General features: G+C 67.7%; 9 protein-coding genes. 6 read left to right on the top strand and 3 right to left on the bottom strand.

All coding sequences use genetic code 11. The features are described from left to right. Positions 1-4 precede the first annotated feature (4 nt). On the bottom strand, positions 5-664 hold the full coding sequence (locus tag GSQ83_RS27130) for an HAD family hydrolase (protein WP_158805972.1): 660 nt from the start codon (positions 662-664) through the stop codon (positions 5-7). Between the two features lie 201 nt (positions 665-865). Between GSQ83_RS27130 and GSQ83_RS27125 the strand changes: the two genes are divergently transcribed. From GSQ83_RS27125 to GSQ83_RS27105, 5 genes are read left to right on the top strand one after another with little or no spacing between them, the layout of a single operon-like run. Further along, positions 866-1,234, top strand: coding sequence for a 4a-hydroxytetrahydrobiopterin dehydratase (locus GSQ83_RS27125; protein WP_158805971.1), 369 nt, complete (start codon positions 866-868; stop codon positions 1,232-1,234). Beyond that, positions 1,231-1,512, top strand: coding sequence for a DUF427 domain-containing protein (locus tag GSQ83_RS27120; protein WP_158805970.1), 282 nt, complete (start codon positions 1,231-1,233; stop codon positions 1,510-1,512). Before GSQ83_RS27125 ends, GSQ83_RS27120 begins: the two co-directional genes overlap by 4 nt. A gap of 34 nt (positions 1,513-1,546) precedes the next feature. After that, entirely contained in the window at positions 1,547-2,443 is an 897-nt protein-coding gene (locus GSQ83_RS27115) for a fatty acid desaturase (protein WP_158805969.1), read from the top strand. Then, positions 2,440-3,636 carry a TIGR03862 family flavoprotein gene (locus GSQ83_RS27110; protein WP_158805968.1) on the top strand — a complete coding sequence of 399 codons (1,197 nt, stop codon included), beginning with the start codon at positions 2,440-2,442 and terminating at the stop codon, positions 3,634-3,636. Before GSQ83_RS27115 ends, GSQ83_RS27110 begins: the two co-directional genes overlap by 4 nt. Before the next feature lie 34 nt (positions 3,637-3,670). Continuing rightward, a complete protein-coding gene (locus GSQ83_RS27105) occupies positions 3,671-5,170 on the top strand; it encodes an ATP-binding protein (protein ID WP_158805967.1) in 1,500 nt (499 codons plus the stop codon). 170 nt (positions 5,171-5,340) lie between these two features. Here the strand turns inward: GSQ83_RS27105 and pbpC are convergent, their stop codons facing one another. Both pbpC and GSQ83_RS27095 read right to left on the bottom strand, forming a co-directional pair. Beyond that, entirely contained in the window at positions 5,341-7,320 is a 1,980-nt protein-coding gene (pbpC, locus tag GSQ83_RS27100; RefSeq protein WP_158805966.1) for a penicillin-binding protein 1C, read from the bottom strand. Continuing rightward, positions 7,317-12,515 carry an alpha-2-macroglobulin gene (locus GSQ83_RS27095; protein WP_158805965.1) on the bottom strand — a complete coding sequence of 1,733 codons (5,199 nt, stop codon included), beginning with the start codon at positions 12,513-12,515 and terminating at the stop codon, positions 7,317-7,319. The genes pbpC and GSQ83_RS27095 overlap by 4 nt, the downstream gene beginning before the upstream one ends. A 168-nt stretch (positions 12,516-12,683) precedes the next feature. Between GSQ83_RS27095 and GSQ83_RS27090 the strand changes: the two genes are divergently transcribed. Then, positions 12,684-13,616, top strand: a complete 933-nt coding sequence (locus GSQ83_RS27090; protein WP_158805964.1) for an ABC transporter substrate-binding protein — start codon at positions 12,684-12,686, stop codon at positions 13,614-13,616. The last annotated feature ends 1 nt before the right edge of the window (position 13,617 follow it).

Below are 13,617 nucleotides of genomic sequence, written 5' to 3'. Positions count from 1 at the left end.
CATTTCAAGCCAGCGGTGAACTCGCATATTCCGCCAGAAGATCCGCCGGGTCGCGGTAGATCGCCACAGCTCCCGCCGCGCGCAGCACGCCCTCAGGAAAGCCGCCGCAGAGTAGCCCGACCGCATCGATGCCGAGGGCGCCCGCCGCCTCGATGTCGTAATGCGTATCGCCTACCACCACGACATCCGCGGGGCGCAGGTGCAGCTTCTTCAGCACGGCGGCGAAGATGTCAGGGTGGGGCTTGGATCTCTCGGCATCCTGCAACGTCGTTTCCGCGTCTATCAAATGCTCGATGCCGGCGATCCGCTTGTAAATCTGCAACTCCTCCGACTTGGCGGATGAGGCAAGCGCAACGCGCTTACGGTCGGAACGGAGATGCCGGAACAACGCCACCACCTCCGGGAAGGCGCGCACCCGCGACAGGTAGTGCCGCTTGAAAAGATCGCCGCGCCAGTCCTCCATCTCCTTGCCCCGCGCATCCGCCTCCTTTTGCCCGAGCATCGCGGGCAGCAACTGGTCGCCGCCCTTGCCGATCTGGAAGCGCACCTTCTCGACCGGGATGGCATGGCCGAAATGGTCGAAGGTCACCGCCCAACTCTCGGCATGGAGGTCTACGGAATCGACCAAAGTTCCGTCGACGTCGAAGATCACGGCCTTGGGCATGATGGCACCTTTCGCGGCGGGTCCTGCCAATCTGGAGGCCGGGACGCATCTTGCACTACCCAGCTATAGTGAAATCCGAGTGGCCCACGTGCGAAACTCTCGCGCCCCGATGCCGCGGGCGTCCGAGAAGGCCACCCGGCCCTTGTGCCGAAGCCCGCGCGGCCACAGCTTCGACCGGCGGCTGGCGAGAAAGGATGGGGCATGACAGGACTTGCGAAGGAGCGTTGCATACCCTGCCATGGCGGCGTCACCCCGCTGACGGAGACCGAGGCTCAGGGCCTGCTGGCGGAAGTGCCGCGCTGGCGACTGGCCGCGGAACCATCGCGCATCGAACGCGGCTGGCGTTTCAAGAACTTCGCGACCGCACTGGCCTTCGTCGAGAAGGTCGCCGCCGTCGCCGAGGCGTCCGGCCACCACCCGGACATCGCCTTCGGCTGGGGCTACGCCGCGATCTCCCTCCACACCCACGCCATCCGGGGCCTGCACCGCAACGACTTCATTCTCGCCGCCCGCATCGACGCACTCGACGCTGGCGATCTGGAAACAACGAAGGAAGGATCCGACGCATGAAAGCCACCTGGAACAACACGGTTCTCGCGGAAAGCGACGACATCGTGACCGTCGAGGGCAATGCCTATTTCCCCGCCAGCAGTCTCAACCGGGACCTGTTCAAGCCGAGCGCCCTGACCAGTCGCTGCCCCTGGAAGGGCGAGGCGCATTACTACAGCCTGGAGGTGGACGGCACGCGCAACGAAGACGCGGCCTGGTATTACCCCGAGCCCAAGGAAGCCGCCGCCAATATCCGCGACCGCGTTGCGTTCTGGAAAGGCGTGAAGGTCTCGGCCTGACGACCGCGGCGAAAATCCTGGTAGAGTGCGGGCCGTGGACGGCTTTCACTCTTCCGCGCGCCCACCCGTCTCCACCGAAGCACTGAAGGCGCTGGCCGTGCGCTCAGACGGGCGTGGCCTGATTCAGTTCAGCGGCCATCTCGGAGCCATCGCTCTGGCGCTCGGGCTGGTGATCGCGGCGCGCCACGGCTGGGCCTTGCTGCCCGCGATGGCGCTGCTTGGGGTCCTGGAGGTTGCGCTCTTCGCGCCGCTGCATGAGAGCACGCATCGCACGACCTTCCGCCGCCTCTGGCTCAATCGCACTACCGGCTGGCTCGGCGGTTTCGTGCTGGTGCTGCCGCCGGAGGGTTTCCGGCTGTTCCACCTTGCCCATCACCGCCACACACAGGACCCCGAGCGCGATCCCGAACTGATCGGCGCCCGCCCTCTCACGCGTCTCGGCTACGTCTGGCTGCTGACCGGCTTGCCCTATTGGGCGAACCAGGTTCGCGGCCTTCTCGTGACGGCTCTCGGCAACGCCGACGTGCCTTGGATTCCAGCCGCCGCCCGCACCTCGGTGGTGCGCGAGGCGCGAGTCTACCTCGCGCTCTACCTCCTCACCGCCCTTACCTTGATCTGGTCGCCGCTCGCGTTGCTGCTCTGGGTCGTGCCCATGCTGCTCGGCCAGCCGGTGCTGCGGGCGGTGCTGATGGCGGAGCATCGCGGCTGCCCCGAAAACAACGACCGCATGGCCAATACCCGCACCACCCTCGCCTCCCGCGCCTTCGGACTGCTGTTCTGGAATGCCAATCTTCATATCGAGCACCATTGGGCGCCCGGCGTGCCCTTCCACGCTCTGCCGAAACTCCACGCCCTGCTCCGCCCCCACCTCAAAACGCTCGAGCGAAACTACAGCGCTGCCCACGAGACCATTCGCGCCGGCCTTTCGTGACAAGCATCGCTGTTATTGGCGCCGGTCCCGCCGGTCTCATGGCGGCCGAGCGCCTGAGTGCCGCCGGCCATGCCGTCACACTCTACGACCACAAGCCCGCGCCGGGCCGCAAGCTGCTGATGGCCGGGCGGGGCGGCCTCAACCTGACCCATTCCGAACCCCTGCCGCAGTTCCTCGGCCGCTACGGTGAGGCGGAGGAGCGCCTGGCCCCCGTGATCCATGCCTTCCCGCCCGAAGCACTGCGGGAGTGGGCGGAGGGCCTCGGCCAGCCCTCCTTCACAGGCAGCAGCGGGCGGGTCTTTCCCAAGACGATGAAAGCCTCGCCGCTCCTGCGCGCCTGGCTCGGACGGCTGGAGACGCAGGGCGTCAAGGTCATGCCGAGGCACCGCTGGCTCGGTTGGACCGAGGATGGTGCGTTGAGCTTCGCGGGCCTGCCGCCCGCCGGGGCCGACGCGGTGCTGTTGGCGCTCGGCGGTGCTGCCTGGCCGCGCCTCGGCAGCGATGGTGGCTGGGCGAAAACGCTCGCCGAGCGCGGCGTCGCGCTCGCACCCTTCCGGCCAGCCAATTGCGGCTTCACCCTGCAATGGTCTCAGCATTTCCGGGAGCGCTATGCCGGCCAGCCGATCAAATCGATCGCCCTGCGGTTTCACGGCCAGCAGGCTCGTGGTGACGCCATCATCGCGAGCTACGGCATCGAGGGCGGGCCAGTCTATGCACTCGCCGCTGCCTTGCGGGACGCCATCGCGGCCGAGGGTCATGCCATTCTGCAGCTTGACCTGCGGCCCGATCTGCCAGCAGGCGAAGTCGCGAAGCGCCTCGCGGCCTTGCGTCCGCGCGACAGTCTCTCGACCGGCCTCCGCCGCACGCTTGCCCTCGCCCCCGCTGCCATCGGGCTGCTGCGGGAAGTGGAGATCGCGCTGCCACGAGGTCCCGCTGCCCTCGCCGCCCGCATCAAGGCGATACCCTTGCGCCTGACTGCAGCGCAAAGTCTCGACCGCGCCATCTCCTCGGCCGGTGGCGTGATTTGGGACGAGGTTGACGACAGCTTCATGCTCCGCCGCCTGCCCGGCGTCTTCGTCGCCGGCGAGATGCTGGACTGGGAGGCGCCAACCGGCGGCTATCTCCTGCAAGCCTGCATGGCGACAGGTGTGGCAGCAGCCACCGGACTGCTCGACTGGCTGGAGCGGCGTTGATAAGCCCTCCGCCGGCAACAGAGCGGGACTCGGGATGACGGTTGCGATCGCGATGGGGGAGACCACCAGCCTCGGCGTCACCGCGCCCGCCACGCTAGACCTGGAGGAGCTGCTGGCGACCCGTCTGCTGGTCCAGGGCAATTCCGGCTCGGGCAAATCCCACCTCCTGCGCCGGCTGCTGGAACAGAGCGCGCCCTGGGTGCAGCAAGCGGTGATCGATCCCGAAGGCGATTTCGTGACCCTCGCCGAACGCTTCGGCCATCTGGTGATCGACGCCGAGTCTCAGACCGAGCAGGGGTTGCAACTCGCGGGTGAAAGGGCGCGGGAGCATCGCGTCTCGACTGTTCTCAACCTCGAGGGCCTCGATGCCGAGGGCCAGATGCGGCATGCGGCGGCGTTTCTTAGCGGGCTATTCGAGGTGCCTCGCGATCACTGGTATCCGATGCTCGTGGTCGTGGATGAGGCGCAGCTTTTCGCCCCCGCCGTCGCCGGCGAGGTTTCCGACGAGGCCCGCAAGCTCAGCCTGGGCGCCATGACCAATCTCATGTGCCGGGGCCGCAAGCGGGGGCTCGCCGGTGTCATCGCGACGCAGCGCTTGGCGAAGCTTGCCAAGAACGTCGCGGCCGAGGCGTCCAACTTCCTCATGGGTCGCACTTTCCTCGATATCGACATGGCGCGCGCCGCCGATTTGCTCGGCATGGAGCGCCGCCAGGCTGAGGCTTTCCGCGATCTGGAGCGGGGCCATTTTATCGCCCTCGGCCCCGCTCTGTCACGCCGGCCGCTGAGCCTGCGCATCGCCGCGACCGAGACGGAGGCGCGGAGCCAAAGCCCCCGCCTGATGCCGATGCCCTCCGCCGGTTTGGATGACGCCCGCACCGTGATCCTCGCGGCACCACCGCCTGAAGCCGCTCGCACGCCTCGCCGCGCGCCGGCACCGGCGCCGCCCGACCTGTTGAGCCAGCTCATCGCCTACTCTCCCGCCGCCGTCGCCCGTGTGGCGGAAACGCCCGAGACGCCGACGCCGGAGGCGCTGGCCGATCGGCGCGCGCGGCTCGACGCTATCCTCGCCGCGATTCTGGCCGATCCGGAGGCCGGGTTCCGCGCTATCGGCGTGCTGTATCAGGACTTCCTGGTCCGGTGCCGGATCGAGGGTTTGCGCGCCACGCCGCCCGATCTTCCCACCTTCCGCCGCATGCTCACCCATGCCCGCGCCGGAATTGGCGCCGCGGAATCCGAGGATGCCACCTGGCAGGACATCACCGCGCGCGCCGGCGTCTTGCCCGAGGATATGCAGGGCATCTACCTCATGCTCGCCCGCGCGGCGCGGGACCATGCGCCCTGTCCTGGCGACGAAACCCTCGCCCGCGCCTATGGCACGCGCTCGCTCGGCCGGGCACGGCGGCTACTCGCCTATATGGAGGAACGCGGCCTCATCGTCTGCCAGACCGACGGCCTCGGCCGCCGCAGCGTCACGCTGGTCGAACTGGCCTGGGCCACGGCACCAGCCCATCCGGATGCGGAGGCGGTTGCCTGAGGGCAAACCTACTGGATCAGATCGGTCCATCGGACGGCTACCACCGTCATGCTCGGCGAAGGCCGGGCATCCACGCCTTCGTCTTCGCCGCCACAAGCAAGGCGTGGATCCTAGGCCTTCGCCGAGGATGACGATGGGGAGGCTTCGCGCCAACGCCGCTCGATACTGTTCTACTCCGCGGCCTTAATCCGTATCGCCGCCTGGGCCGCGCGGCCGTGTGCGTCGAGTACTGTGACCCGGTAAAAGCCCGGGCCGGGCGGCGTCCATTGCGTCGTGCGGAGGGCTCCCACGGAAGCCACCGGCGCGCCATCGACCAGGAAGCTTAGGGGCCGAATGCCGCCCATGGCCTTGAGGTCCAAGGCGCCGGCGCCGTCGATCACCGCGCCCGGCGGCGGGAATAGTAGGCGCAGCGGATCCGGGTCGGGCGTGACCGCGAAAGATAACAGGTGCATCGCCTCGGCGGCTGAACGCGGCGACGCTGGCAAAAGACCAAAGACCCTCGCCAGAACTGGCAGCGCATGATCGGCCGCCGCACCACCATCCATCGCCGTGCCATCGGGCCGTCCGACCCAGACGCCCACGACTTGCGCGCGATCGAACCCGAAAGCCCAGTTGTCGCGATCGCCCCAGCTGGTTCCCGTCTTCCACGCGATCCCTTGACCTTCCGGAGCGCCCGGTAAAGCCCGCGTCAGGATCGCCGCGATGGTCTGCGCGGATGCCGGCGAAAGCAGCCTGGAGGCAGCGGCCACGCCGCTAGGGCGCCAGCCGAGCGGCGAAACCGCCCCATCCGTCGCCAGCGCCGCATAGAGCGCCATCATCCCGCGCATCGTCTGACCGGCGCCGCCAAGCACCACTGGAAGCGACGCCACCGCGCCACGCGGCAAGCGCAAAGGCTCACCCGCCGCCGACAAAGCCGCGGCGAAGCGCACCGCGCCGAACTGCGCCAGCAGCCTAACCGCGGGAAGGTTGAGCGACCGCCGAAGGGCATCCGCCGCCCTGACATTTCCCGCAAACCGCCCGGTGAAATCTTCCGGCGCATAGCCGCCAAACCGCGCCGGACTATCGGCAAGCAGTGTGTCCGGATTGGCGAGTCCTTGCGAAAAGGCGAGGCCATAGAGAAACGGTTTCAACGCCGAACCCGGGCTGCGCTCGGCTGAGGTCAGATCGATCGCCCCAGCGCGACGCGCGTCGCCCCAATCACCGGCCCAGACCGCGCGCAAACGCCGGCTCGGTAGATCCGCGATCATCACGGCGAGCGAAACATCCGGCGGCAGCTTGGCAAGCGTCGCGCGGGCCAATCGCTGAAGCGCCGCCTGGGTCGGCCCATCCAGCGTCGTCGTGAGCAATGGCGGTCGATGCACACGCGCGAAAAGCTGCGGCACAGCGCGCGGCATCGGCTGCCGCGCCGTCGGCAGCGCTTCCGCTATGGCGGCCCGCGTCTCCTCCGGCGTCAGGAGACCGCGCGTCTCGGCGAGACGGAGGATGCGGTCGCGGATCCGCCGCGCGGCCTCGGGATGCCGATCTGGGCGCAGCGCCTCGGGGCGGCGCGGCAAAGCCACCAGAAGTGCCGCCTCGGCGGCGTCGAGCGCGCCCGGCGGCTTGCCAAAATACGCGTAGGAGGCGGCCTCGACCCCCACCAGATTGCCGCCAAATGGCGCGAGCGACAGCCACAGCCCAAGAACATCCCGGCGCGGCATCCGCCACCACAGGTCCACCCCCCGTGCCGCCTCGATGACCTTGGCGGATAGGCCACGCGGCCGGGGATCGAGCAGCTTCGCGACCTGCATCGTCAGCGTCGAGCCACCGGATACGACATGCCCAGCGCGCAGCCACTGCCATCCCGCGCGCAAAACAGCGCGAGGATCGACCCCCGGCTCGGTGGCGAACCGCCGGTCCTCCACCGCCACAAGCAGTTGCACGAGGAATGGCGACACCTGCTCCGGCGAAACGCGAAATCGCCAGACGCCGCCGGGTACCGGGGAAAGCGCGATCAATGCGCCGCCCCGATCCACCACCCGCGTTCCCCAACATTCCGCGCGCGGCGTCGGCGCGGGCCACACGGCGCCCAACGTCACCACCCCAGCCAGCGCCACGATTGGCGCGACGGCGAGTGTGGCGAACAGGCGCCCCTTGCGCCCGGTCAGAGTCACGGCGTCGCCGGGGTCACCGAAATGCGGACCGCGCCCTGCCGCGCGAAGATGGCGGGGCGATACATGTCCGCCAGCGTCATGCCCGGATATTCGAAGGTGCCCGGCGTCACCGCGCGCAGCATCACCGCGACGCGGAAGTCCGGATGATCCGCTGTCAGGCTCAGCACCACGGCATAACGGTCATCCGCGGCCTTCTCGCTATCGGTGTCCGACAGCGTGCCGAGCCAATCCATCCCGGCCACGGTCCCACCCGAGAAATGGCCCGCGATCTCCCACCCCGCCGGCAGACCGGCCAGCATCATCGCCTGATGTCCCTGCCCATCCGTCGCGCGGCCATCGACCTCCATGACGAAAGTGGTGTTCTGCGCCAGCTTGTCCGGATCCAGCGCCGAACCGTCCTGCGCGAAGAAGTGCCGGTGGATCTCCATGCCGTTCCGCGCCGCGGCCGGCGCCTGCAACGGCACACCCTGCACCACCAGACTGCCGGGCAAAGACGCGCGCCCGGTGTTCCGCACCGTCACTTTGCCGGCGACCGGCAAACTTAGCGTCGGCGCCGGGCCGAGCGTCTTGTTGTCGATCACGACCGACACGGGTTTCGCGTTCGCCCCCGCCGCCGCCGCCGCCGCGCCGCCCCATGCCTGCTCCTGCGTGTTCAGCGCATCCGGATCGAGATTGGCCCCCGGCAGCGCCGCCCGGATACCAGCAAGCTGCGGCGCCATGACGCCGCTTTCCTGCGTCAGCACAGCCGTCGCGAATTGGTCGCGCAGCGCGGAGCCGTAATCGTCATACCAATAGTCGCGCGCTGGATCCTTGAGCACAGCCGCGAAGATGTCTTGCGCCTGCGCCGTCTCACCCAGCCTCGCCAGCGCCGCCGCGATTTGCGCGCGGGCAAGTGGTGTGGGTTCGGCATCGAGATTGGTCGCCGCCACACGAATGGCTCCAGCCGGCGCCTGGCCGGACAATGCCAGCACGTAAAGCGCATAGGCCTGCGCCGCCTGGTCGGTCGGGCTGCCCGGCGGCGTCGCCACCTCCGTCGTCAGCCAGCCCAAAGCCGAGGTGACGGCGGTTGACGGCACCGCCGCTCCTGCGGCGCGGGCACGCATGAGGAAGTCGGTCGCATATGCGGTCAGCCAGGGCTGCGCATCGCCCGCCGAGGACCATAGTCCGAAGGAGCCGTCATAACGCTGACGGTCCAGCACCGCCTCGGTGGTCTGCTCCAATCGTCCGGCGCGATCCGGTCCGGCGGTGTCGCCCTGCAACAGCATCGCCAGCGGCAGGCCACGGCTGGTGAGCTGTTCGAGGCAGTCCAGCGGATAGGCTTCCAGCGCCCGGACCAGCGCCGCCGCATCATAGCGAACACCGAGGCCGAAACTGGCGCTCGCCTTCCAGCTCCCCGGCACGAAGGCACCGCTATTGGGCGCGAAGCTTTGCGTGGCGCCCGGCGCCAAAGTCAGTGGCGTCACCTGCGCGATCATGCCACGCGCCGCGTGAACCGAAATTGTCGCGCTATGCGTAACGTGGAAGCCCGAGGGTCCATCGGCCGCCACCGTTAGCGTGCCGAGCCCGGTGCCGTTCGCCATCAGCTCGACCGGCAGAACCAGCCGCTGCTCCTTGGCGAGGGTCACCGGCGCCGGATCGCCGCCGGATAGTCCGAGCGTGCCGCTGGCTGTGAGATGAACGGAAACCTGCCCCGCCGGCAGTTCCAGATTCTGCAACATGACGCCGATACGCGCCTGATCGCCCGGCGCCAGGAAGCGCGGCAAGAGCGGCTCGACGATGAGCGGATCGCGCATGGTGATGTCCTGTGCGGCGCTTGCCGTCTTCGCACCATCCCAGCCCACCGCCATGAGGCGCAGAGTGCCGTCGAAATCCGGCAGCGCGAGCGGGAATTGCGCCACGCCATCCGGCCCCGCCTGCACCGGTCCCGCAAAGAGCGAGACGATCATCTGCGGAATGGGATTGGACTGCGTATCGTCGTCACCGCCCGCGCCCTGGCGCAGCATCGTATTGGCGGCGCCCGCCGGCGGCAGCAGCCGCGCCCAGTCGTCATGGATGCCGACGCCGAGCGTGCGCTGGCCGAAGAAGTGACCGAGCGGATCAGGCGTCTGGAAATTCGTCAGCGACAGGATGCCCTCATCCACCGCCGCCAGCGTCACCCAGGCGCCGGGAGTCGTATGCACGGCGAAAGTCGCCGTCGTGCGCGGGCGATAGATGGTGTCGGTCGTGATGCTGAGCGGCAGCGTGCGCGGCGCGGGGTCCAGCGCGACCCAGGTCAAGCCGATCGCCCGCCCTGGCGCGGTTTTGCCATCCGCCCCACCGGGACGGAAGACATGCACGCCGACATAGGCGCCCGGTCCCCAATCCGCCGTTACCGGAATGGAAACGTCGAAGGATGCGCTCGCCGCCGGCAAGTCGATCAGCCGCTTCACGCGATCCGTCATCACCAGCACGGTCGCCGGACCCGCATAGGGCGCCTCGACATGGATCGTCGCGATGTCGCCGGGCTTGTAGGTTTTGTGATCGGCGCGGACCGAGACCCGCGCTGGCACGTCGGGATTATCGCCGACCGCCCAGCCCGAATAGAAGATGACGGAACTCGCCGCCATGCCGCCGCTCGCCTGCAAGACCTGTAGGCGGTAGCGGCCGAAGGGCAGTGGGCGGGAGAAGACATAGGGCGCGCCATCGGCCGGCAATGTCACGTCCCGGCTATCCACCGGCTCGTCGCGCCAAACGGTCTCGTATCGCGCCTGGCCGTCCTTCACCGCGAGGCGCCAATCGGGCTCCTGCCGCACGATGCGGATCTGCACCGGCATCGCGACGCGCTTGCCATCGGGCGCCACCGCGACGATGCGGAAGCCGGCCTTGGCATCGGCATCCACCGTGCCGTCGGCGAAATCCTCGCCGATGCCGATGAGCGGCGCGGCAGGACGGATCGGCAGGTTCGTCGAGGTGCCGACGCTGCGCCCGGCGGGATCGTTGATCGAGGCATAGAGCGAGGCCTGCAAAGCGCCGCTCACATCCGGCAGAGCGGAAAGATCCACCGACAGTGTCGTTTTGCCATCCGCATCGGTCGCCGGAAGATCCGCCTGCAGCTGCTTCGAGGTGAAAGTCTCTTCCGCGAGGCCGAAACTGTATTTGGCAAAGTCAGCGAAAGGTGTCGGGTTCGGTGTCAGCGTGATGGTGCCGGAGCCCGACAGATCGGCGCCTGGCGCGCCGTAAAGAAACCGGACCGCGACTGGGAGATCCGTGCTGCGCCCAGGTTCCAGCATCGCCGGCGGCTGGGTGAACTCCACCGCGAGGCGGGGCGGCACGAAGGCATCCACCTGGAAGCTCTGGTCGGCAATCGCGGTCCCGTTGGGATCGGTTTTGAGCGCGATGTCCCAAGTCCCGAACTGCGCGCCGTTCGACAGCGTGACGGCTTTGTGGATGGAGGCATCCGCCGAGCGCGGCGGCACCGTGTCCTGGAACACCCGGCCGTCCGGCCGGGTCACAATCAGATGCAGCGGCAGATCCGTTGGCGCGCCGCTTTCATCGCGCAGCAGTGCCATCACCTGCACCGTCTCACCGGGGCGGTAGATGCCGCGATCGGTCCAGATAAACGGGTCGACCGGTCCGGGCTGCGCGGTACCCGTGACGCCGCGATCCGAAAGATCGAAGTCGGGCGCTGTGAGATCGAGGCGCGTGAAGTCACCATCCTTGCCACGGATATGCAGCGATGCGGGCGCCAGCCCGTTCTGTCCGGCCAGCAATGGCTGCGCGAAATGCACCACGCCATCGGTATCCGTCGTCGCGCTGGCGAGGATCTCGTTATCCGTCGCGAGCAGATCGATCTTCGCATCCGGTATGGGCAGCCCGCTCGCGTAGCTCCTCACCTGCACGGTATCGCCTTCAGCGCCATGCCACACGGTCGGCGCCAGATCGGTACGGAGCACGAGTTGCACAGCGGTGGGCGCGCTGCCCTCCGCGAAGGGCGTCCCGTCGCCGGGCGTCGCGATCAGCGCATAGAGTCCCGGCGACGACAAAGCGGCCGGCAACGGCAGCACCGTATGGTTCAGCGCATTGCGCGCGAAACCCGCGACATCCGCGCTGCCGGTCCACACCACGCGGCCCTGGTTCTGCGCCAGATCCGTCGCGCCATAGGATGCGATGGCGCCCTGGCTTGGCGGGTAGGTCTGCATGACATGGAGCAAGTTGCGCTCGGCGATGCGCACCAGTGACAGCTTCACTGCCGAAAGATTGACGCTGTCGAGTGCAACCGTCGCCTGCGCATCGCGTGGCTGGATATAGCGCGCGCCATCGAAAACGAGGCGCGGCTGGCGATCCGGCATGGCGACGGAAACTACCAAATCCTGCTTGAGTGTGAGGCCGTTGTCTCCCGGCATCCCATGCTGGACCGTCACGGTTGTCGTCGCGCCCGCGGGCAGGCCCGTGACGCAGATGTGGCGCGATTCGAGCGTGACCGCCGCGTCCTTCTGGGCCGGCGCGAGCTTCACCCAATCCGCCGGATGGAAATCAGGCGAATTCGACGGGTCGCCGAGGAAGCTGAGGCAGGCGCGGGCCGGAAAGGCCTCCGCATCCGTTGCCAGCCCCTTGAAGAGCAGCCCAAGCTGCTGCTGGCGCTGCGTCAGGGCGACCTGCGCGTCGTGATCGTTGGGCAGCCGGCGCGCGATGGCCTGCAGAACCTCGATCTCCGGCAGCGGCCGGTTCAGCGCCACCAAGGCGCGGTCCATGATCTTCAGCGCCGAGGCCTGATCCGCCGCCGATGTGTCGCTGTTCTGGTCGATCCGGGTGAAGGCCATCCAAGCCGCCTGCAAGGCCAGCTCCGGATGCGGCGGGGTCACGCCCATCTCCGCCTGGGCGAGCAAATACCAGTTGTTCCAGCTCGATGTGGCATTCGGGCCATTGCCGCCGACAAGGGTTTGGAGCGCCGGCAAGGCCTGCGCCCAGCTCTCCGTCTTCAGCGCGGTGCTTGCGGCATCGGCCGCGCGTTTCCGCTGATCGTCGGTCGCGCCTGCGGGGTAGGCCTGGCGCAGCTTGGCCTCGAAGGCTTCTGCGTCTGACTGCAAGCCGGGTAAGTCGATCTCCGGCGCGGCGTCATCCTGCGCCTGCACGAGACGCAGCGGCGCCAGCGACAGCATCGCGCCCAAGCCGAGAAATAAGGTCACGCGCATACAAGCCTTGGTGACCCGTGTCATGACCTTGTTTCCTCCAGAATTAGCGCAGTCATGCCGCAAGGCGGCAGGCTCTTCAACCAGGACGTGTCCACGACGCCAAAATCACGATCATGAGAAGGTAAAATATTCGCATTTACGCGAACGCGGGAGTTGTTTAGCAAAGCGTCGATCTGGAAAGGTTTCCGAGACATGACCTCAGTTTCCCGCCGCACTCTACTCGCCACGACGGCCGCCGCTGCTTTCGCCATCCTGCTGTCACCCATAACATCACGCGCGGCTGATCCGGTTCGTGTCGGTTCGAAGTTCGACACCGAGGGCGGCCTGCTTGGCAACATCATCCTGGCGCTGCTGAAGGCGCATAAGATTCCCACGGTCAATCGCGTCTCGCTGGGCAACACCAAGATCGTGCGCACCGCGCTGCTCTCGGGCGAGATCGATATCTATCCGGAATACACCGGCAACGGCGCCTTCTTCTTCAACATCGATACCGACCCCGTTTGGAAGAATGCCGAGGCCGGTTATGAAAAAGTTAAGAACCTCGATCTCGCGAAGAATAAGATCGTCTGGCTCGCCCCGGCGCCTGCCAACAACACCTGGGGTATCGCGGTGAATGGCGACACCGCGAAGCAGAACAAGCTCGCGACGCTGGATGACTTCGCGCATTGGGTGAATGGCGGCGGCAAGGTCCGCGTGGCGGCTTCGGCGGAGTTCGTCGAAAGCCCGCTCGCGTTGCCCGCTTTCGAGAGTGCTTATGGCTTCAAGCTCACCCAGGACCAGACGCTGGTTCTCGCCGGCGGCGACACGGCGGCGACCGAGCGCGCGGCGGCGGATGGCACGTCGGGCGTCAACAGCACCATGGCCTACGGAACCGATGCCGGCATCGCCGCGCTCGACCTCGTGGCGCTCGAGGACACCAAGCACGCGCAGGCGGTCTACGAGCCGGCGCCGATCATCCGGCAATCGGTGCTGGAGGCCTATCCGCAGATCAAGGACATCCTCGCCCCAGCCTTCGCCGCCCTCGATGGCCCGACGCTGCGCGCGCTGAACTCGAAGATCGCGGTGGATGGCGGCGATCCCAAGACGGTCGCGACCGATTGGCTGCAAAGCAAGAAGCTGCTCTGAC

This window comes from Acidisoma sp. L85, from assembly GCF_009765865.1.
In the GTDB taxonomy this organism is placed as follows: domain Bacteria; phylum Pseudomonadota; class Alphaproteobacteria; order Acetobacterales; family Acetobacteraceae; genus Acidisoma.
Note: the sequence above shows the minus strand (reverse complement) of the source record. Positions and strands in the feature narration are given on the sequence as shown.

Bases quoted from the DNA above. Each gene is read 5' to 3' on its own strand.
- GSQ83_RS27125 (WP_158805971.1), top strand. From the start codon at position 866: ATGACAGGACTTGCGAAGGAGCGTTGCATACCCTGCCATGGCGGCGTC.
- GSQ83_RS27105 (WP_158805967.1), top strand. From the start codon at position 3,671: ATGACGGTTGCGATCGCGATGGGGGAGACCACCAGCCTCGGCGTCACC.
- GSQ83_RS27120 (WP_158805970.1), top strand. From the start codon at position 1,231: ATGAAAGCCACCTGGAACAACACGGTTCTCGCGGAAAGCGACGACATC.
- GSQ83_RS27095 (WP_158805965.1), bottom strand. From the start codon at position 12,515: ATGACACGGGTCACCAAGGCTTGTATGCGCGTGACCTTATTTCTCGGC.
- GSQ83_RS27090 (WP_158805964.1), top strand. From the start codon at position 12,684: ATGACCTCAGTTTCCCGCCGCACTCTACTCGCCACGACGGCCGCCGCT.
- GSQ83_RS27130 (WP_158805972.1), bottom strand. From the start codon at position 664: ATGCCCAAGGCCGTGATCTTCGACGTCGACGGAACTTTGGTCGATTCC.